The 17151-nt window shown below is 67.2% G+C and carries 19 protein-coding genes; 8 read left to right on the top strand and 11 right to left on the bottom strand.

Annotation, left to right across the window (positions count from 1 at the left end):
• Genes glgX through AC5Y4C_RS15720 form a run of 4 tightly spaced genes read right to left on the bottom strand, consistent with a single transcriptional unit; the run spans nt 1 to nt 4302 of the window.
• On the bottom strand, nt 1-2151 hold the full coding sequence (glgX, locus tag AC5Y4C_RS15735; protein ID WP_499904679.1) for a glycogen debranching protein GlgX: 2151 nt from the start codon (nt 2149-2151) through the stop codon (nt 1-3).
• Between the two features lie 27 nt (nt 2152-2178).
• Nucleotides 2179-2997, bottom strand: coding sequence for a DUF1206 domain-containing protein (locus tag AC5Y4C_RS15730; protein ID WP_499904682.1), 819 nt, complete (start codon nt 2995-2997; stop codon nt 2179-2181).
• Complete coding sequence (locus tag AC5Y4C_RS15725) at nt 2997-4049, bottom strand: YihY/virulence factor BrkB family protein (protein WP_499904686.1); 1053 nt, start codon at nt 4047-4049, stop codon at nt 2997-2999. The genes AC5Y4C_RS15730 and AC5Y4C_RS15725 overlap by 1 nt, the downstream gene beginning before the upstream one ends.
• A complete protein-coding gene (locus tag AC5Y4C_RS15720; RefSeq protein WP_499904690.1) occupies nt 4033-4302 on the bottom strand; it encodes a DUF4235 domain-containing protein in 270 nt (89 codons plus the stop codon). The genes AC5Y4C_RS15725 and AC5Y4C_RS15720 overlap by 17 nt, the downstream gene beginning before the upstream one ends.
• Before the next feature lie 135 nt (nt 4303-4437).
• On the opposite strand from AC5Y4C_RS15720, the gene AC5Y4C_RS15715 reads away from it, so the two are divergent.
• The 3 genes from AC5Y4C_RS15715 to AC5Y4C_RS15705 all read left to right on the top strand — a co-directional run bounded on the left by AC5Y4C_RS15715 (nt 4438) and on the right by AC5Y4C_RS15705 (nt 6567).
• On the top strand, nt 4438-5616 hold the full coding sequence (locus tag AC5Y4C_RS15715; RefSeq protein ID WP_499904692.1) for a zinc-dependent alcohol dehydrogenase: 1179 nt from the start codon (nt 4438-4440) through the stop codon (nt 5614-5616).
• Between the two features lie 150 nt (nt 5617-5766).
• Nucleotides 5767-5925 carry a hypothetical protein gene (locus tag AC5Y4C_RS15710; RefSeq protein WP_499904695.1) on the top strand — a complete coding sequence of 53 codons (159 nt, stop codon included), beginning with the start codon at nt 5767-5769 and terminating at the stop codon, nt 5923-5925.
• Between the two features lie 21 nt (nt 5926-5946).
• Nucleotides 5947-6567, top strand: a complete 621-nt coding sequence (locus tag AC5Y4C_RS15705) for a TetR/AcrR family transcriptional regulator (RefSeq protein ID WP_499904698.1) — start codon at nt 5947-5949, stop codon at nt 6565-6567.
• On the opposite strand, the gene AC5Y4C_RS15700 is transcribed toward AC5Y4C_RS15705, so the two are convergent.
• A complete protein-coding gene (locus AC5Y4C_RS15700) occupies nt 6555-7163 on the bottom strand; it encodes a TetR/AcrR family transcriptional regulator (RefSeq protein WP_499906264.1) in 609 nt (202 codons plus the stop codon). The genes AC5Y4C_RS15705 and AC5Y4C_RS15700 overlap by 13 nt on opposite strands.
• Before the next feature lie 123 nt (nt 7164-7286).
• On the opposite strand from AC5Y4C_RS15700, the gene AC5Y4C_RS15695 reads away from it, so the two are divergent.
• Complete coding sequence (locus tag AC5Y4C_RS15695) at nt 7287-8618, top strand: cytochrome P450 (RefSeq protein WP_499904701.1); 1332 nt, start codon at nt 7287-7289, stop codon at nt 8616-8618.
• Between the two features lie 37 nt (nt 8619-8655).
• Nucleotides 8656-10686 (top strand): hypothetical protein, encoded by a 2031-nt coding sequence (locus tag AC5Y4C_RS15690; protein ID WP_499904704.1) that lies wholly within the window; start codon nt 8656-8658, stop codon nt 10684-10686.
• A 3-nt stretch (nt 10687-10689) separates the two neighbouring features.
• On the opposite strand, the gene msrA is transcribed toward AC5Y4C_RS15690, so the two are convergent.
• Nucleotides 10690-11202: a peptide-methionine (S)-S-oxide reductase MsrA gene (gene msrA / locus AC5Y4C_RS15685; protein WP_499904709.1), complete on the bottom strand. Its 513-nt coding sequence runs from the start codon at nt 11200-11202 to the stop codon at nt 10690-10692.
• Between the two features lie 66 nt (nt 11203-11268).
• Here msrA and AC5Y4C_RS15680 point away from each other — a divergent pair, with 66 nt between their 5' ends.
• The 3 genes from AC5Y4C_RS15680 to AC5Y4C_RS15670 are packed head-to-tail and all read left to right on the top strand — an operon-like array spanning nt 11269 to nt 13191.
• A complete protein-coding gene (locus AC5Y4C_RS15680; RefSeq protein WP_499904712.1) occupies nt 11269-11760 on the top strand; it encodes a nuclear transport factor 2 family protein in 492 nt (163 codons plus the stop codon).
• Nucleotides 11757-12764: an NAD-dependent epimerase/dehydratase family protein gene (locus tag AC5Y4C_RS15675; protein WP_499904714.1), complete on the top strand. Its 1008-nt coding sequence runs from the start codon at nt 11757-11759 to the stop codon at nt 12762-12764. Before AC5Y4C_RS15680 ends, AC5Y4C_RS15675 begins: the two co-directional genes overlap by 4 nt.
• A 58-nt stretch (nt 12765-12822) precedes the next feature.
• Nucleotides 12823-13191 (top strand): DUF427 domain-containing protein, encoded by a 369-nt coding sequence (locus tag AC5Y4C_RS15670; protein ID WP_499904717.1) that lies wholly within the window; start codon nt 12823-12825, stop codon nt 13189-13191.
• 59 nt (nt 13192-13250) lie between these two features.
• On the opposite strand, the gene AC5Y4C_RS15665 is transcribed toward AC5Y4C_RS15670, so the two are convergent.
• Genes AC5Y4C_RS15665 through AC5Y4C_RS15645 form a run of 5 tightly spaced genes read right to left on the bottom strand, consistent with a single transcriptional unit; the run spans nt 13251 to nt 17150 of the window.
• Nucleotides 13251-14252, bottom strand: a complete 1002-nt coding sequence (locus AC5Y4C_RS15665) for a Rieske (2Fe-2S) protein (RefSeq protein WP_499904720.1) — start codon at nt 14250-14252, stop codon at nt 13251-13253.
• A complete protein-coding gene (locus AC5Y4C_RS15660) occupies nt 14249-15811 on the bottom strand; it encodes an FAD-dependent oxidoreductase (protein WP_499904724.1) in 1563 nt (520 codons plus the stop codon). Before AC5Y4C_RS15660 ends, AC5Y4C_RS15665 begins: the two co-directional genes overlap by 4 nt.
• Nucleotides 15804-16532: a class I SAM-dependent methyltransferase gene (locus AC5Y4C_RS15655; RefSeq protein ID WP_499904726.1), complete on the bottom strand. Its 729-nt coding sequence runs from the start codon at nt 16530-16532 to the stop codon at nt 15804-15806. The genes AC5Y4C_RS15660 and AC5Y4C_RS15655 overlap by 8 nt, the downstream gene beginning before the upstream one ends.
• A complete protein-coding gene (locus AC5Y4C_RS15650) occupies nt 16519-16830 on the bottom strand; it encodes a lycopene cyclase domain-containing protein (RefSeq protein WP_499904728.1) in 312 nt (103 codons plus the stop codon). The genes AC5Y4C_RS15655 and AC5Y4C_RS15650 overlap by 14 nt, the downstream gene beginning before the upstream one ends.
• Nucleotides 16827-17150: a lycopene cyclase domain-containing protein gene (locus tag AC5Y4C_RS15645; protein ID WP_499904731.1), complete on the bottom strand. Its 324-nt coding sequence runs from the start codon at nt 17148-17150 to the stop codon at nt 16827-16829. The genes AC5Y4C_RS15650 and AC5Y4C_RS15645 overlap by 4 nt, the downstream gene beginning before the upstream one ends.
• Nucleotide 17151 lies beyond the last annotated feature (1 nt).

Genomic DNA, 17151 nt, shown 5'->3' with positions numbered 1-17151 from the left:
TCACTCCGATACGTTCTTGAGCACCACCATCGCGCGTGACTCGACCTTCAGCATCCCGGCGGCCGCGATCGGCTTGGGCTCCGGCCCGTCCGTCGGTGCGATGACAGCCGTGTTGACCACCGGCAACCACGCCGACCCGAATTCGGCCGGCGGCAGTGTGAAGTCGAGCGCCTCGTCGTGAGCGTTGAAGCACAGTACGAACGAGTCGTCGGTCACCCGCTGCCCGCGCGCGTCGAGGTCGGGAATCCCGAGTCCGTTCAGATAGACGGCGATCGACCGGCCGAAGCCGGCCTCCCAATCGTCGTCGCTCATCTCCGACCCGTCCGGCCGGAACCACGAGATGTCGGGGAGGCCTTCGGCGCCGCGCCGGCGCACCGGCCGGCCGGTGAAGAATCGGCGACGACGGAACACTGGGTGCTCGGTACGCAACGCGGACACCTCTTGAGTGAACGCCGTCAACGCGGTGTCGGCCTCGTCCCAATGGACCCAGGTGATCTCGTTGTCCTGGCAGTAGCCGTTGTTGTTGCCCTGCTGACTGCGGCCCAACTCGTCACCGTGGCTGATCATCGGCACGCCTTGCGAAAGCAACAGGGTTGCCAAGAAGTTGCGCTGCTGACGCGCCCGCAGCTCGTTGACCGCCGGGTCGTCCGTGGGTCCCTCGACGCCGCAGTTCCACGACCGGTTGTGGCTTTCGCCGTCGCGGTTGTCCTCACCGTTGGCCTCGTTGTGTTTCTCGTTGTAGGACACCAGGTCTCGCAGCGTAAAACCGTCGTGGCAAGTGACGAAGTTGATCGACGCCACGGGCCGCCGTCCGGTGTGCTCGTACAGATCCGCCGACCCGGTCAGCCGCGACGCGAACTCGTCGAGCGTCGCCGGCTCTCCGCGCCAGTAGTCGCGCACGGTGTCGCGGAACTTGCCGTTCCATTCCGTCCACTGCGGCGGGAAGTTGCCCACCTGATATCCGCCCGGGCCGACATCCCACGGTTCGGCGATCAGCTTCACCTGGCTGACGATGGGATCCTGTTGCACCAGTTCGAAAAACGCGGCCAGCCGGTCGACGTCGTAGAACTCCCGGGCCAGCGTCGACGCCAGGTCGAACCGGAATCCGTCGACGTGCATCTCCGTCACCCAGTACCGAAGCGAATCCATGATCAGCTGCAGCGTGTGCGGATGCCCGACGTTGAGGCTGTTGCCGGTGCCGGTGTAGTCCATGTAGTAGCGCTTGTCGTTGTCGACGAGGCGGTAGTAGGCGGCATTGTCGATCCCGCGCATCGACAGCGTCGGGCCTAGATGGTTCCCCTCGGCGGTGTGGTTGTAGACGACATCGAGGATCACCTCGATGTCCGCCTCGTGCAGGGTGCGCACCATGGTCTTGAACTCCTGCACCTGCCCGCCCGGGGTGGTGCTGGAGCCATATTTGAAATCGGGCGCAAAGAACCCAATTGTGTTGTAGCCCCAGTAGTTTGACAGGCCCTTCTCGACGAGATGCGAGTCGTTTGCGAAGTGGTGCACCGGCATCAGCTCGATCGCGGTGACGCCCAGCTTCTGCAGATGCTCGATGATCGCCGGATGCGCGATCCCTGAGTAGGTGCCGCGGATGCGATCGGGGATGTCTGGGTGCAGCTGAGTCATGCCCTTGACGTGGGCCTCGTAGATCACCGTGTTCGCGTACTCGTGGCCGGGCGGGCGGTCGACACCCCAGTCGAAGTAGGGGTTGATGACCACCGATTTCGGCATGTGCGGTGCCGAGTCCTCGTCGTTGCGGCTGTCGGGGTCGCCGAAGTTGTAGCTGAAAAGCGCTTGGTTCCATTCGAAGTTGCCGTCGATGGCCTTGGCATACGGGTCCAGCAGCAGCTTGTTCGGATTGCACCGATGTCCGGCGGCGGGATCGTACGGCCCGTACACCCGGTACCCGTAGCACTGGCCCGGCTCGACCTGCGGCAGAAAACCGTGCCACACGAATCCGTCGACCTCGTTGAGCGTCACGCGTGACTCGGTCCCGTCGGCGTCGAACAGGCACAACTCCACCCGCTCGGCCACCTCGCTGAAGATCGCGAAGTTGGTGCCCGACCCGTCGTAGGAGGCGCCCAGCGGATAGGCCTTGCCCGGCCACTGTTCCCACGAGCGTTCTTCCCTCGGAGCCTCGGTCACGTGGGCACCTTCCTGTCGACGATCCGTTTACAACCGGCAGTACCGGCTGTGGGCAAAGCTATACAACCCGAACGCGGCGAACCCGAGCGCCGCTGCAATCAGCAGCACTTTGCCGAACGGTGCCGCACCCAAGAGCTTCACGGCACCGTCGATGCCTGTGGCTTTGGCGGGGTCGGACGTCATCGTCGCGACGATCAGCAGAACGCCGGCGCCGGCCAGCACCAGTCCCTTGGCAACGTAACCGGCAATGCCCAGCGGTATGAGCAGCGGCCCACCCGCAACGGTCACGTCGTCCAGAAAACGCTTCGTCACACCCTTGTGGACGTGATAGCCGCCGACCGCCACAACCGCCAACCCGATCACCACGAGCAGGAACTCTCCCCACCCATGCTGCATGAGCCGCGCACTCAGCCCGGCGTTGCGTGCCGTGCTCGGCTCGTTGCCGCCGGTCGCGAACTTGGCCGCCGAGAATGCAATCGCGAAGTAGACGACGGCGATGCCAAAAGACTTGAGTCGGTTGGTCACTTGCGTGATGCCGTGCTCCTCCACCTTGCGCTCGCTGGGGTGCTGGCCGACGACGGTCTCGGCCAGTCGCCACAGGCCCAAGGCGGCCAAGCCGGCGGCAGTTGCCCACAGCAACGCGGCTCCGCCGGGTCCGGCTGCCAGCGCGGCCAATGCGCCGGACTGGTCGGCGGTTCCGGCCGACCCGAGCGCGATGTGCGCGACGATGTAGCCGACCAGAAGATGAAGGATGCCGCTGATCACGAACCCGGCGCGCGCCGCGAGCTGGAATGCGTCGTTGTCGGTGGCCCGGCCGACGGCTCCCTGCACCGGGTTAGCGGCCATCACTGCTCTTTCCCGCGGGACTGCCGCAACGCGGTGCCACGCTCGATGTCCTTGTCCTGCTTGGCCTGGTTCTTCTCGAGAAGCCGCGTGTCGCGCGGTGGCAACTGCAGCTCCTCCTCAGCCGGCAGCCCGGCCTGCAGTTCGCGGCCACGCTCGAGTTCCGAATCCACCTCTGCGCCGAACAGCAAGGCCACATTGGTGATCCACAGCCACAGCAAAAAGACGATCACCCCGCCTAGCGCGCCGTAGGTCTTGTTGTAACTGGCGAAGTTGGCGACGTACACGCCGAACCCGATCGACGCGACCACCCACACCACGATCGCGACCATCGCGCCGACGCTGATCCAGCGGAACTTCGGCTGCCGCACATTCGGAGTGGCGTAATAGAGCACCGCGACCGCGACCACGACGCACACCAAGATCAGCGGCCACCGCCCGATCCGCCAGACGCCCATCGCCACATCACCCAGGCCGATCGCATCCCCGATCGCCGACGCCAGCGGCCCGCTCACCGTCAACATGAACGCGACGGCCGCCGCCAGCACCAGCCCCGCCAACGTCAACGCCAACTGCAGCGGGCGCAGCTTCCAGATGGGTCGGCCCTCTTCGATCTCGTAGATCCGGTTCATCGCGCGGCTGAACGCGCCGACGTATCCCGACGCCGACCACAGCGCACCCAGCAGACCGACAACCAACGCGAAACCGGCCGACGGCGTGTCGACCAACTGCTGAACCGGACCGCGAAGGGTGTCGACCGCCGACGCCGGCGCCACGTCGGCCACCACCTGTAGCACGGTGTCGACGGTGCGCTTGCCCTGGCCGAACACGCCGAGCAGCGACACCATCACGACCAGTGCCGGGAACAGGGACAGCACCGCGTAGTACGTCAACGCCGCCGCCAGGTCCAGGCACTGGTCGCGGGAGAACTCGCGCACCGCCATGCGCACCGAATAGATCAGCGAGGGCTTGGTGAGGTCCGTCGGCGAATCGGGCTTGCGCGGATCTTCCGGGTCGGGTGACATTGCGGCCGGTTCGCTAGACGGGGTTCTCATGGGTGACGGCCTGGTAGCCGCGCGCCGCCGCCCGATCCACGACAGCCCGCACGACGCCGAATACCAGACCCTGCAGCGCGGCGGCCGTCAGCACCTCACGCGACGACTGCCCGAGGTCCTTCGGGTCCGGTGTCTCCTCGGACTCGCCGACGCGTTTCCAGATCTGGTTGAACACGGCGCCCGCCAGAAGCCCGCCGGCGACGCTCGCCGCAATCGACAGGGCCTTGTACGCCACCTTCGAAGTCACGCTCACGTGTCACCTCCGCCGTCGAGTGTTGGCGCAACCTATACCCGCTTACCTGCGCGTCGACACTTGTCGCCTTGGCGCACTGAATGTTTGACACCACCGCGAACGGGCATGGCTGTCCAAGCAACTCCGGGAGGTCTGATGCGAGCAGTGACGTGGCAGGGCAAGCGCAAGGTGTCGGTCGAGAACGTGCCCGACCCGTTGATCAAGGAACCCACCGACGCCATCATCCGGGTGACGAAGACCAACCTCTGTGGCTCGGACCTGCACCTGTACGAAGTGCTCGGCGCATTCATGACACCGGGAGACATCCTCGGCCACGAGGCGATGGGCGTAGTCGAAGACGTCGGTCGTGAGGTCGGCGACCTCAAGGTCGGCGATCGTGTGGTGATCCCGTTCAACATCTCCTGCGGGCACTGCTTCATGTGCGACCACGGGCTGCAAAGCCAGTGCGAAACCACGCAGAACCGGGACCAGGGCACCGGTGCCGCGCTGTTCGGCTACTCCAAGCTCTACGGCGAAGTCGCCGGCGGCCAAGCCGAGTACCTGCGCGTGCCGCAGGCCCAGTACACGCACATCAAGGTGCCCGACGACGGGCCCGACGAACGGTACGTCTATTTGTCGGATGTGTTGCCGACGGCATGGCAGGCGGTGGAATACGCCGCCGTTCCCGACGGCGGCACGCTGGTGGTACTCGGGCTCGGACCGATCGGGTCGATGGCGTGCCGGATCGCATTGCATCGTGGCAACTGCCGCGTGATCGGTGTGGACCTGGTGCCGGAGCGGCTCAGCCGGGCCCGCGACTTCGGCGCCGAGGTGATCGACCTCAACGAGCACGACGCCGAACCCGTGGTGGTCGACGCCACCGACGGTCGTGGCGCCGATTCGGTGATCGACGCTGTCGGGATGGAGGCGCACGGCTCGCCGATCGCCGAGGCCGCCCAGACCGCGGCTGGTTTCCTGCCGTCGCCGGTCGGTCGCGTGGTGATGCGCAACGCGGGCGTCGACCGGCTCGCCGCGTTGAATGCCGCGATCGGCATGGTGCGCCGCGGCGGCACGATTTCGTTGTCCGGCGTCTACGGCGGCGCCGCCGACCCGATCAACATGATGACGCTGTTCGACAAGCAGGTGCAGCTGCGTATGGGGCAAGCCAACGTCAAGCGCTGGGTTCCCGACATCATGCCGCTGCTGACGTCCGACGACCCGCTGGGCGTCGAGTCCTTCGCCACCCACCGGTTGTCCCTCGACGAGGCGCCGGCGGCCTACGAGACGTTCCAGAAGAAGCAGGACGGCATGATCAAGGTCGTGATGACCCCGTAGAAAGTATGACTTGGCGCATAGTTCTGGCAATCAGCGCAGGGAAGTGCCCGCAAAGATAACGGCCAGATCACGGCCTTCTTGACCGTTAGTATGGCTAGCGGCATAGTCGGGGCTGCGGAGATGCAACCGCTCCGCGAAAGGTAAACCGCCATGACGACCATTGAGCTGAACATCGCCGGACTGCACTTCACGCGTTCGGCACACGACGACGGCGGGAAGAAGTCCTGGTACCACAGCTGCCGGACGTGGCGCCGCAAAGAAGTCCGCGGGTCCGGCCGTCCCGTGCAGGCGGCCGACTCCGCGGCGTGACGCGCGCCGTCGAGCATGGACATGCTGCGGCAACGCGCTAAGCGAGGCGCCACCAAGCGCCGGATGCTCACCAGCGCCGCCGAAGTGCTGCGGGAACGCGGCGCGGCCGGCGTCACCATCGACGAGGTGCTTGCCCGCAGCGGTGCGCCACGTGGCTCGGTGTATCACCACTTTCCGGGCGGCCGGCATCAGTTGCTGGCCGAAGCGCTGCAGTTCGCCGGCGAATCGATGACGACCGCGATCGGCGAGGCGGCCGCCAGAGGCCCGATGGCTCTGGTCCACGAATTCGTCGAGATGTGGGAAGCCGTGCTGCGTGAAAGCGACTTCATGGCCGGCTGTCCCGTGGCCGCCGCGGCGATCAGCAGCACCGACGAGGATCCGCCGCTGGCCGCCGATGCGGCACGCATATTCGGACAGTGGCGCGATGCGCTCACCCGCTCGTTCGTGGCCGACGGCTTTCCCGACGACGACGCGGCGACGCTGGCCACCACCATGCTTGCCGCGATCGAGGGCGCGGTGATCCTGTGCCGGTCGCTGCGCAGCCCTCAGCCGCTGCGGGATGTGGCCGAAAATCTCGAATTCCTGGTGAACGGACGCAGATTCGTCAGCCGGTACCGACGCGACGCGCGTCAGGACGCCTGAGCTTCGGCCGACACCAGAGCGATCGAGGCAGCCACGGCGGTGTCGACGATCGCGCGGACATCCTTGCGGTCCTCGACTGTCAACGCGGTCAACTCACGGAGGCCGCCGAGAAGAATCACCGACATCTGCGGGGACGCCGGCCGCAGGCCTGCGCGCCGGAACCCGGGATTGCTGGTCACCTCGGCCAGCATCTGCGTCAGCACCTCGATGTTGTGCCGCTGCACCGACCGCACTGCGGCGCCCAGCGCAGGCAGCTCACGGATCCAGCTCAGCGCGACGGCCGGACGTGACTCGATGACGCCGACGTAGGCGTCGATGGCCTGGTGAATCTGCTTCTGCCAGTTGGCTTCTGGGTCGACGGCCGCCTTGATCTGGACGACCATGTCCTCGATCGCCGTGCGCAGCAACTCGACGAAACACTGTTCCTTGCCGTCGAACTCTTGGTAGAAGGTGCGCTTCGAGGTGCGGGCGTGCCGGACGATGTCGGCGATCGTGGTGTCGCGGTACCCCCGCTCGGCGATCGACTCGGCCAGACCGTCGAGCAGTCGGCGTCGAAACGGGTGCTCGAGGTCTTGCTCGGAAGCCGTGACGGCGATGTCGGCCACCGTCATCGCGCCTCCTGTCCACGGTCGAGTCTTGATCGGCACGGTACTAACCGGTACCGTACAACACGACACTGTGGTACTGCGTGGTACCACGACTGCGGTTGGGAGTGAGCGATGAGCGAAGCGGCCCTGAACCTCGTCGAAAGCGGCAGCGCGCCGCCCCCTGCCAAACTCCCGCCGCAAGTGCCGCTGCCCAGGCCGGTTCAGGGCATGGGTTTCGTGGTGTCCCGTCGCTGGACCATTCGGCAAGCCGCCCGCCGCTACGGCAACGTGTTCACGCTCAACATTCCGGTGTTCGGCCACACCGTCGTGGTCGCCGAGCCGGCATTGGTCAAGCAGGTGTTCATGGCCAGCACCGACGACCTGCTCAACATCAAGCCCAACCTCAGCCGAGTACTGGGGCCGGGCTCGATTTTCGCGCTCGACCGCACCGAGCACCGCAACCGTCGCAAGCTGCTGCACCCGCCGTTTCACGGCAAGAGCATCAAGAACTACGAACGGATCATCGAAGAAGAGACTCTCCGCGAGGCTACGAATTGGCCTGTGGGACAGGAGTTTCGGACGTTGGAGCCGATGATGCGGATCACGCTGAATGTGATCCTGCGTGCGGTGTTCGGCGCGGAGGGCGCCGAGCTCGAGGACCTGCGCCGGCTGATACCCGGCTGGGTGAAGCTCGGCTCGCGGCTGGCTACACTGCCCCAGCCGTCACGGACGTACGGCCGGTTCAGCCCGTGGGGCCGGCTGGCGGCGTCGCACCAGCGGTTCGACACGATCGTCGAGACCCTGATCGCGAAGGCCGAAGCCGACCCGTACTTCGACGAGCGCACGGACATCCTCGCGCTGATGCTGCGCAGCCGCTACGACGACGGCTCGCCGATGTCGCACCGGGACATCTCCGACGAGCTGCTGACGCTGGTCGCCGCGGGCCACGAGACCACGGCATCGACGCTGGCCTGGGCGTTCGAGCGGCTGCGCCGACACCCCGACATCGTCGCCGCACTCACCGAGGAGGCCGACGGCGACGGCAACGAGTTGCGTCAAGCGACCATCCTCGAGGTGCAGCGGGCGCGGACCGTCATCGACTTCGCCGGCCGCCACGTCGCGGCGCCCGTGTTCGAGCTCGGTGACTGGCGCATCCCACAGGGCTACTCGATCGTCGTCAGCATCGCGCAGCTGCACGAGACCGCGTTCCCCGAGCCGGAGCGGTTCGACCCGTACCGGTTTGTCGGCAACCGGCCGCCCACGTTCGCCTGGGTGCCGTTCGGGGGAGGGACACGGCGCTGCCTGGGCGCGGCGTTCGCGAACACCGAGATGGATGTGGTGCTGCGGACGGTCTTGCGTCATTTCGAGCTCGACTCGACCACCGACCCCGGCGAGAAGGTGCACTCTCGCGGCGTGGCGTACACGCCGAAGCAGGGCGGCCGGATCGTCATGCGTCACCGCTGACGTTTGAGCCGCGGCCAGGCTGGCTAACTGTTCAGCCATGGATCGCCCCGACACCATGGTCGAGATCCATCGACAGCGGGTGCAGGACCTCACGCTCGAGTTCTTCGGCGGCGAGAAGTATTCACAGCCGGCCAACGGCCCCGGCTTCACCGCGACCGCCACGCTCGACCTCACCCTGGACCGGGTGTGGTTCGTCGAAGACGCCCGCGGGCGGCTGTGGCGAGAGCACGTCGACGGCCAAGAACGGGATCCGCTGCGGCACTTTGCGATCGACCTGGCGATCTTCGACTCCAAGCTCGCGATCGAATCCGTCACCTGCATCCCGCTGGTGCCGCTACCGCCGCGCACAGTCACAGTGCCCGACGGTCCGCGCGCCGGGGAGTCGCGGCAGATCCCGTACAACGAGATCCCGCTGATGGGCCGGCTCACCATTCACGAACAACTGGAATGCCGTGAGCCCGAGCCCGGCAAGCAGACCATTGCGCTGAATTTCAAATCGCAGGATGCGCCGGTTCTCGTGGCGGCTGCAGCCGACGACGGCGCACGTCTCTACGGCCCCGGTGTCGAGCGAAAACCCAACGGCGACACCATGTTCAGTGGGAAGGACCCGCGCGTCACCTGGGACCTCGACGACGCCGAGGCGTACTGGATCACCCACTGCGTCGCCGGTGAGCTGCTGGTGAATCTGCAGAAGCTGCGCCACCCGGCGATCTCCGACGACGACGCCCGCACCGCGGTGCTGGACTTCATTGCCGCACAGATCGCCGAGGCGGTCGGCCCCGAGGTGGCAGCACTCGGCGAGGACGGCATCGTGGGCGTGCTGCCCACCACCATGGACGTCGACCCGGCCGCGGACGACGACAGCACCGTCAAGGAGCTCGACGCGGTGGTGCAACGCTACGAGGTCGGCGGCCGCCCGCACGAATCGATCGTCGTGCAACTGAAGACGCTGCGCGAACTGCCAGCCGGCGAAGAGCTGCCCGCGTCGGTACTCGCCGAAAACCCTGGCGAGCACACGGCTTTGGCCGTCACCGGGTGGAGCATCCTGCGTGAGGTGCGTGACACCGTGAAGTCGACGTTCAATCTCGACGAGTCCGACTTCGACCCCGACGCGCCGTGTCTGCTCGACGGCCCGAAGACCGTGATGATCGGCGGCGACGAGCGTGTGCTCGAATCACTGGACGCCGACATCACGCCCCGCACCGGGGACGGGCGCTTGGTGATCGACGGAAAAGTCACCGCGCACAGCAAGTTCTACGACTTCGACGCCGCGTTCACGATCACCTACGACATGGTGCTCGACGACATCCCCCGTGACGCGGTGGGCAACGAGACCAGAACCTTCACCGGCGAGACGATGGAGGAATTGCAGCGCGCACTGCAGCAGGCCGGCGAACGCCGAAGCGCCGGTGAATTGAGCGAAGAGGAGTACGAGGCGGAGGTCAAGCGGGCCAACGACCGGATCGCCGAACTACCGCGCACCGTGGGTGTGCGACCCACCCAGACTGCGAAACCCGTTGTGCAGCCGAACTTCAGCCTCACCGCTGCGGGCCACGCCGCGACCGCGGTGGGAGTGGCCGCGGTGGTCGGGCTGCTGGCGCTGCCGGTGACGGCCGCCGTCGGCGCTGCGGGGGTGGGTGCGGCCGGGGCGGGTGGGTTGCTGGCGTTCGCGATCGTCGACTACCTCTCCACGGTGTTCACGCTCAACTGGTTCGGGGCCGGGATGGGCTCACGCGAGGTACGCAAGGCACTCAGCGATCGGCCGAGCGGAACCGAACTTCCGGTGATCGGAATCCCGGTGGGCACCAACCTGAATCGGCAACGGCTCGCGGTGTATTTCCGGCAGGTGCCACCCCAGTTGCCGGTCAGCTGCGTCAAAGCGGACGACGACGGCAAGATCCGCGTGGTCGGCGGCCGTTGGCCCGGAGACGGCGCGCAGTGGCTGCTGTCGGCCGACGACGGTCGGCGGTTCGTCGAATCGGGCGAGCTGCAACTGGTGCTCGACGACTCCGGTGAGCGCGTGGATTTCGAGGCGGATGCGCTGCGCTCGCTGCCGCAGTGCAGCTGATGACTACTTAGTGCTGCTGGCCCGCCTGGGCAGCTTCCAGCCCGGCCGGACGTAGTGGCAGGTGTACCCGCTGGGATAGCGCTGCAGATAGTCCTGGTGTTCCGGCTCGGCTTCCCAGAAGGCGCTCGCCGGGGTCACCTCGGTGACGACCTTGCCGGGCCACAAACCAGACGCCTCGACGTCGGCGATGGTGTCCAGGGCGATCTGCTTCTGCTCGTCGTCGAGGTAGAAGATCGCCGAGCGGTAGCTGGTGCCGACGTCGTTGCCCTGCCGGTTTTTCGTGGTCGGGTCGTGTATCTGGAAGAAGAATTCCAGCAGCGTGCGGAAATCGGTCTGCTCTGGGTCGTAGGTGATCTCGACGGCCTCGGCATGACCGGGGTGGTTGCGGTAGGTGGCGTTCGCGTTCTCGCCGCCGGTGTAGCCGACGCGCGTGCTGACCACCCCGGGCTGCTTGCGGATCAGCTCCTGCATGCCCCAGAAGCACCCGCCGGCCAGTATCGCCTTCTTGTAGGTCATGGCTCCTCCTTACACCGATGGGTCGCCCCTCGACAACGCTGGTAGAACGTGTTCTAGTTTTGAGCTGTGACCGGTTTTGGCCGCGCCGAGTTGACGGCGGCGTTCGAGCACTTCGAGCAGACCGTGGCGCGGGCCGCCGAGACCCGCGACTGGGACCCGTGGGTGCAGCAGTACACCGCAGACGTCGAATACGTGGAGCATGCCGCCGGCACGATGCGCGGCCGCGACGAAGTGCGGGAGTGGATCTGGAAGACGATGACGACGTTCCCGGGCAGCTACATGACTGCGTTTCCGACGCTGTGGTCGGTGGTCGACGAGCCGACGGGACGGATCATCATGGAGCTCGACAACCCGATGGCCGATCCCGGTGACGGCACGATCATCAGCGCCACGAACATTTCGATCATCACCTACGCCGGCGACGGGCTGTGGCGCCGCCAAGAGGACGTCTACAACCCGCTGCGGTTCGTCAAGGCGACGATGAAGTGGTGCCGCAAGGCACAAGAGCTCGGCACGCTGCCCGACGAGGCGGCCCGCTGGATGGAGCAATACCGATGACGACGGCTCTGGTGATCGGCGCGAACGGATTCCTGGGCAGCCACGTCACCCGCCAGCTGGTGGCTAGCGGCGCCGACGTGCGCGCGATGGTGCGCAGCGGCGCGAACACCAAAGGCATCGACGACCTTGCGGTGCAACGGTTTTACGGCGACGTGTTCGACACCGAGGTACTGCGCGAGGCGATGAGCGGCTGCGACGTCGTCTACTACTGCGTGGTGGACACCCGCGCGTGGCTGCGGGATCCCGCGCCGCTGTTCCGGACGAACGTCGAGGGCACCCGCAACGTGCTCGAGGTGGCTCGCACGATGCCGCTGCGGCGGTTCGTGTTCACCAGCAGCTACGTGACGATCGGCCGCCGCCGAGGGCACGTCGCCACCGAGGAGGACCAGCTGCACTGGCGGCGGTCGTTGGGCCCGTACGTGTTGTCGCGGCTGCAGGCCGAGCAGTTGGTGCTGCGCTATGCCGCCGACGACGGGCTTCCCGCGGTCGCGATGTGCGTGTCCACCACCTACGGCCCCGGCGACTGGGCGATGACGCCGCACGGCGCGATGATCGCCGGCGCCGCATTCGGGAAGGTGCCGTTCGTGATGAACGGCATCGCGCTGGAGGTCGTCGGCGTCGACGATGCGGCGCGGGCCATGATTCTGGCTGCCGAACGCGGCCGCAACGGCGAGCGCTACATCGTCTCCGAGAAGATGATGACCAACGCGGAGATCGTGCGGATTGCGGCCGAGGCGTCCGGTGCGCCGGTGCCCCGCCGATCCGTGCCGCTGCCGGTGCTCTACGGCATGGCGACGATGGGCAGCCTCAAGTCGCGCCGCGGCAGCCGCGAGATGCTGACCCTGCGGTCGCTGAGGCTGATGCGGGCCGAAGCACCACTCGACCACAGCAAGGCGGTACGGGAGCTGGGCTGGCAGCCGCAGCCGGTCGAGGATTCGATTCGCGCCGCGGCGCGGTTCTGGGTCGAGTTGCGGGCGGCGGCCAGGAAATCGAGGGCGGGTTAGCCGTTCTCCAGCTGGGCTTGCCCGGGAATCTTACGCCCGGTCCGGCGTTGACTGTCCTATGAGCAAGCCGCGTCTGCAACCGAGCGCCCGCCACCCGATCACGGTCACCCCGACCGTCGGACACGTCACCGTCCGCGTCAACGGGGAGGTGGTGGCCGAGACGGACAATGCGCTGACGCTGCAGGAGTCGACGTATCCGCCCGTCCAGTACATCCCGCGCAGCGACGTCAACCGTGACCTGCTGCGGCGCACTGACACCGCGACGTACTGCCCCTTCAAGGGCGACGCGAGCTACTACAGCGTGGTGACCTCTGCGGGCACCGTCGAAGATGCGATCTGGACGTACGAGCACCCGTATGAGGCGGTGGCCGCGATCGCCGGCCACGTGGCGTTCTATCCCGACAAGGCCGAGATCACCGTCGGCTAGCCACCGGTGCGCCGAGCGTGCGTGGGTTGCGAAAAATCGCGAAGATTTTCGCCGTCAGCTCACATTCGGCGGTGGAGATCGCGCGCTCGGGTGCGCACGTGGTAGCGGCGCTCGGCGTAGGCGATGTCATCGCGCCACAGCCGCGTGGCGGCGTACCGCATCAGCGGCGTGATGATCGGGGCGACGTGGCGGGTCCGGGCGAAACCTGACCGGTCCGAGTGGGCGATCACTGCCTCGATCACCGCGGTGCGCGGGCGCCCGTCGGGCCCTGCGCCCAGCGGTGTCGCGTGCGTCTCGACCACGCTGCCGGCGCCTTCGCCGTCGACGATCCGCATCACGATCGTGCGCCGCTCCGGGCTGGTGAACTCCGCAATCACCGGTACGCCGAACCGGCCCATCTTGAACGTTACGGCGACGAGGAAGCGGTCGGTGTCGTCGTCGGCGTCCGGCGGTGGCGCGCTGAGAACTTCGAGGCGCGTGAACGAGTATGGATGGAACCACGCGCCGTGCCACGGGTCGAGCCGGTTGGCGATGACGTCGTCCGGCTCGCAGATACCGACCAGCCGCGTCACCGCGTCGAGCCGAATCCCATTGGGGCGCAACGGAATTACCGGCTGCGGGGTGGGCTCCTCGCCGCCGATGCGGTCCAGTCGAACCCACACCAGCACGCCGTCGTCGTGACTCGGCAGCGGCTTCCATCCGAACTCCCGGTTGCCGGTGAGGCGCAGCCCGTGCCACGGGCAGACGAGCGCGCCGCAGTCCACCGTTCCCGTGGCCAGATCGGCGCCGAGATGCGGGCATGTGGCGGGGCCGACGTGCAGCCCGCCGTTGCTGTCGCGCCACGCGACGATCTCCACCCCGGCGACCGTCGTGCCGAACGGGCGCCGGCTGTGCACGCCGGTGCTGGCGGCAAACGCGTACCAGTTGCCCGCCGGCCGCTGATGTGTGCGCCGCAGCGCCGCGTCGATGATCGCCGGTTCGGCGTCGCGGTAGGTGGGTTCCTGCTGCGCCCACTGCGTTCGCGGGAGTAGTTGAATAGGAAGGTTTTTCGGCCACTTCACGGCGAGCTCTGCCCTCTCACGACCATTTGTTGCCTACCACCCGCCAGGCGGCGCAGCAGCGGAATGCGGCCCTGCGTCGGCACGGTGTGCAGGGGGTGCCCGGCCAGCCCCCAGCCGGCCAGCAGCTTGTTGGCCGCGGTGAACCCGGTGGTGGCCGCGCGTTCCATCAGCGCCACCGGCAGGTCGATGCGGATGCCGTCGCCGGCGAGCATCAGCCGAGGATGTGGCGTGGTGACCTGCGGCCGGCGGGCGAAATCGCCCGGAGCGAACCGGGGGCAATCGTCGCGCCACAAGGTGCGTTCGGCGACCACCCTGGCGTCGCAGGTCTCCGGGTACAACTCGTGCAGCCGAGTGAGCAACCGCTCCGTCAGCCCGTCGCGGTCGCGCACGGCATACGAGTGCAGCTCGACGACGGCGCCGCCGTGGCGGTGTGACCAGTCGATTGCTTGGCGCTCATAGCGGTTCAGCACGCTGATGTTGTCCAGCGGCGGCAGCCCCCCGGTGCCGAGGAACGCCGGCCGTTGCGGCTTCACCGGGCGGTCGAGCCACAGCCGCTGTACGACGAACGGCGGCGCCGTCCCCAGGGCCGCCACCGTCTCGCGCCACACTTCGTCGCCGAGATCCGGTGACGCACCTACGATCGCGCGCAGCCCGCTGACGTCGGGGGCAAGGACGACAGCGTCGGCGTCGACCGGGTCGATCGAATCAGCATGCACGCGAAACGCTTTGGGGCCGTCGGTGCCGATCGACGACACCGACACTCCGGTGCGGAACTGCACACCCCGGTCGGACAGATATTTCCGCAACGGCTCCCATAGGCAGGTGTCGAAGTTGGCGCCGGCGACGTCGAACACCAAGCCCTCGCTCGAGCCGAGGAAATAGATGTGGAACATCGTCGCCAGCTCGGCTGCTGACAGCTGCGCGGGCTCGGCGAAGAAGCTGCGGGAGAACACCTCGAACGCCAGGTGCCGCGCTGCGTCGGGAAAGTTGATCTGGTGCAGAAACGTTTCGGCGTCGACGTCGTCGAGGCGGTGGTAGATGTCCGGCACCGACACCGCAGCCAGCGGTGCGGCGGCGCGGGCGTCGAGCGCGACGAGGTCCCGTAGCCGAAACGTGGGGCTGCGAAGGGCAAACAACAGCGCATTCCACGGCGGGGTGCGCGGCAGTCCACGGAAAGTGTCGCGGCGGCCCTGGGCATCGACGAGCGGGTAGTCGTCGACGGCGGTCAGTTGGCTCAGCGCCGGATCGGTGCGCCGCAACAGGTTTCGCAAGTTGTAGTACTGGCGGAAGAACGCATGGAAGCCACGGTTCATCGCGACGGAAGTGCCGTCGGGCAGCGCCTCGGACCACCCGCCGACCCGGCCGCCGAGATACCGTTGTCGCTCCAGCACCTCGACGCTCACGCCGCGCTCGGCAAGTCCCGTCGCTGCGGCCAAACCCGCAATTCCCGCACCCACCACCACCGCGTGCGGTCTCGACGTCAGTGAATCCGCGTTCGGCAAGCCCGGCGCGGCGGCATGCGTCACCCGGCGCGAATCACGAAAACCGTTGCTAGTCATGAGGAGCGTCGGCCAGGAAGGTGTGGACGATGTTGCGCTGCCAGCCCGTCATCGTCTCGCTGTGCACGGCCACGAACCCCGCGTCGGCCAGCCGGCGGCGGAACTGGGTGGCGCCGTCGAACGCCAGCACGCTGCGCCACAAGTGCCGGTACAGCGCAGTGTCGCGGGTGTGCCGGAAACCCGACGGGATGATGATGCCCCAGCACACCGCGCTCCACGTCAGCGTCGCCGCACGCGAATCGCGTACCGAATATTCGTGCACCGCAAGAGTTCCGCCCGGCCGCAGCAACGTCAGAAAGCGCTTCAGCTGCGCGTCGGGGTCGGCCAGGTTGCGCACCAGGTAGGCCGCCAGGATGCCGTCGAACGGGCCGGTGACGCCGAGGTCGGCGAGGTCTTCGATGCGGCCGTGGACGAACCGCACCGACGATGGCCACGTCTTGGCTTGCGCCTCACGCAGCATCCCCGCCGACGCGTCGACCGCGACGATCTGAGCTTCCGGTGCCGCGGCGACCAGCGCGGCCGTCGACGCGCCGGTGCCGCACCCGGCGTCGAGCAGCCGCAATCCGCGCCCGCGGTTCGGAATGCGCATGCGCTGCACCGAGATTCGCAGATGCTCGTGGTAGCCGGGATTGGCACCCACCATGCGGTCATAGGCCTGTGCGCCGACGTCGAACGCCGAAGGCACCGCGTCGCGCGGCAGGCCGGCGTCACCGACTGTCACGTTGCCGCTCCCAGAGCAACAGCACCGCCGTCACCAACGCGAACCCGAACAGGAAGTCCTCGACGGGAATGTCGAACGGAAACCGGACGCCGACGGTGTGCGCGTCGTCGTAGACGACGATCGGTGCGCTCAATTTGGTGAGCCAACCGTCGACGAGAATCTGGAAGCCGAGCACGATCGACATGGACAGCCAGTACGCGCCCTTGCGGAACAGCCCGGTGCGCCACACCACCACCTCGAGCGCGACGACGGCGGCGACCGCGACCACCGCGGGCAGCGTGTAGCCCAGCCCGCTCACGAGCGGCGCCTGAGCCGGCCGAGCATCGCCGTCACCGCGTTGTAGGTGAGCAAGCCGCACAACGGGATCACGATGAAGAACAGTAATTCCTCCAGCGGAATGCCGAAGCCGACGTGAACTCCGGTGATGTAGCGCGGGTTGTACGTCCACACGTGCGCCGCGACCGCCAGCGCATCCCAGACGACGAACAGCAACGCCACCGGCAGCACCGACCGAACGGTGCGCAACGGCTGGCGATATACGCCGGGACCGAAGAACTCGAGCGGCGCGGTGACGAGCAGGCAGGCGCCCAGCACCAGCAGGTACTGCCATCGGTCCACG

It is taken from the genome of Mycobacterium sp. NGS35 (assembly GCF_059812855.1).
The sequence above is the reverse complement of the archived record's forward strand: the minus strand, read 5'-3'. Positions and strand labels throughout refer to the sequence as shown.

What these genes read in the sequence shown, in the direction of transcription:
- AC5Y4C_RS15730 (WP_499904682.1), bottom strand. Translation starts at nt 2,997, where the DNA reads ATGGCCGCTAACCCGGTGCAGGGAGCCGTCGGCCGGGCCACCGACAAC.
- AC5Y4C_RS15725 (WP_499904686.1), bottom strand. Translation starts at nt 4,049, where the DNA reads ATGAGAACCCCGTCTAGCGAACCGGCCGCAATGTCACCCGACCCGGAA.
- AC5Y4C_RS15715 (WP_499904692.1), top strand. Translation starts at nt 4,438, where the DNA reads ATGCGAGCAGTGACGTGGCAGGGCAAGCGCAAGGTGTCGGTCGAGAAC.
- AC5Y4C_RS15710 (WP_499904695.1), top strand. Translation starts at nt 5,767, where the DNA reads ATGACGACCATTGAGCTGAACATCGCCGGACTGCACTTCACGCGTTCG.
- AC5Y4C_RS15705 (WP_499904698.1), top strand. Translation starts at nt 5,947, where the DNA reads ATGCTGCGGCAACGCGCTAAGCGAGGCGCCACCAAGCGCCGGATGCTC.
- AC5Y4C_RS15695 (WP_499904701.1), top strand. Translation starts at nt 7,287, where the DNA reads ATGAGCGAAGCGGCCCTGAACCTCGTCGAAAGCGGCAGCGCGCCGCCC.
- AC5Y4C_RS15690 (WP_499904704.1), top strand. Translation starts at nt 8,656, where the DNA reads ATGGATCGCCCCGACACCATGGTCGAGATCCATCGACAGCGGGTGCAG.
- msrA (WP_499904709.1), bottom strand. Translation starts at nt 11,202, where the DNA reads ATGACCTACAAGAAGGCGATACTGGCCGGCGGGTGCTTCTGGGGCATG.
- AC5Y4C_RS15675 (WP_499904714.1), top strand. Translation starts at nt 11,757, where the DNA reads ATGACGACGGCTCTGGTGATCGGCGCGAACGGATTCCTGGGCAGCCAC.
- AC5Y4C_RS15670 (WP_499904717.1), top strand. Translation starts at nt 12,823, where the DNA reads ATGAGCAAGCCGCGTCTGCAACCGAGCGCCCGCCACCCGATCACGGTC.
- AC5Y4C_RS15660 (WP_499904724.1), bottom strand. Translation starts at nt 15,811, where the DNA reads ATGACTAGCAACGGTTTTCGTGATTCGCGCCGGGTGACGCATGCCGCC.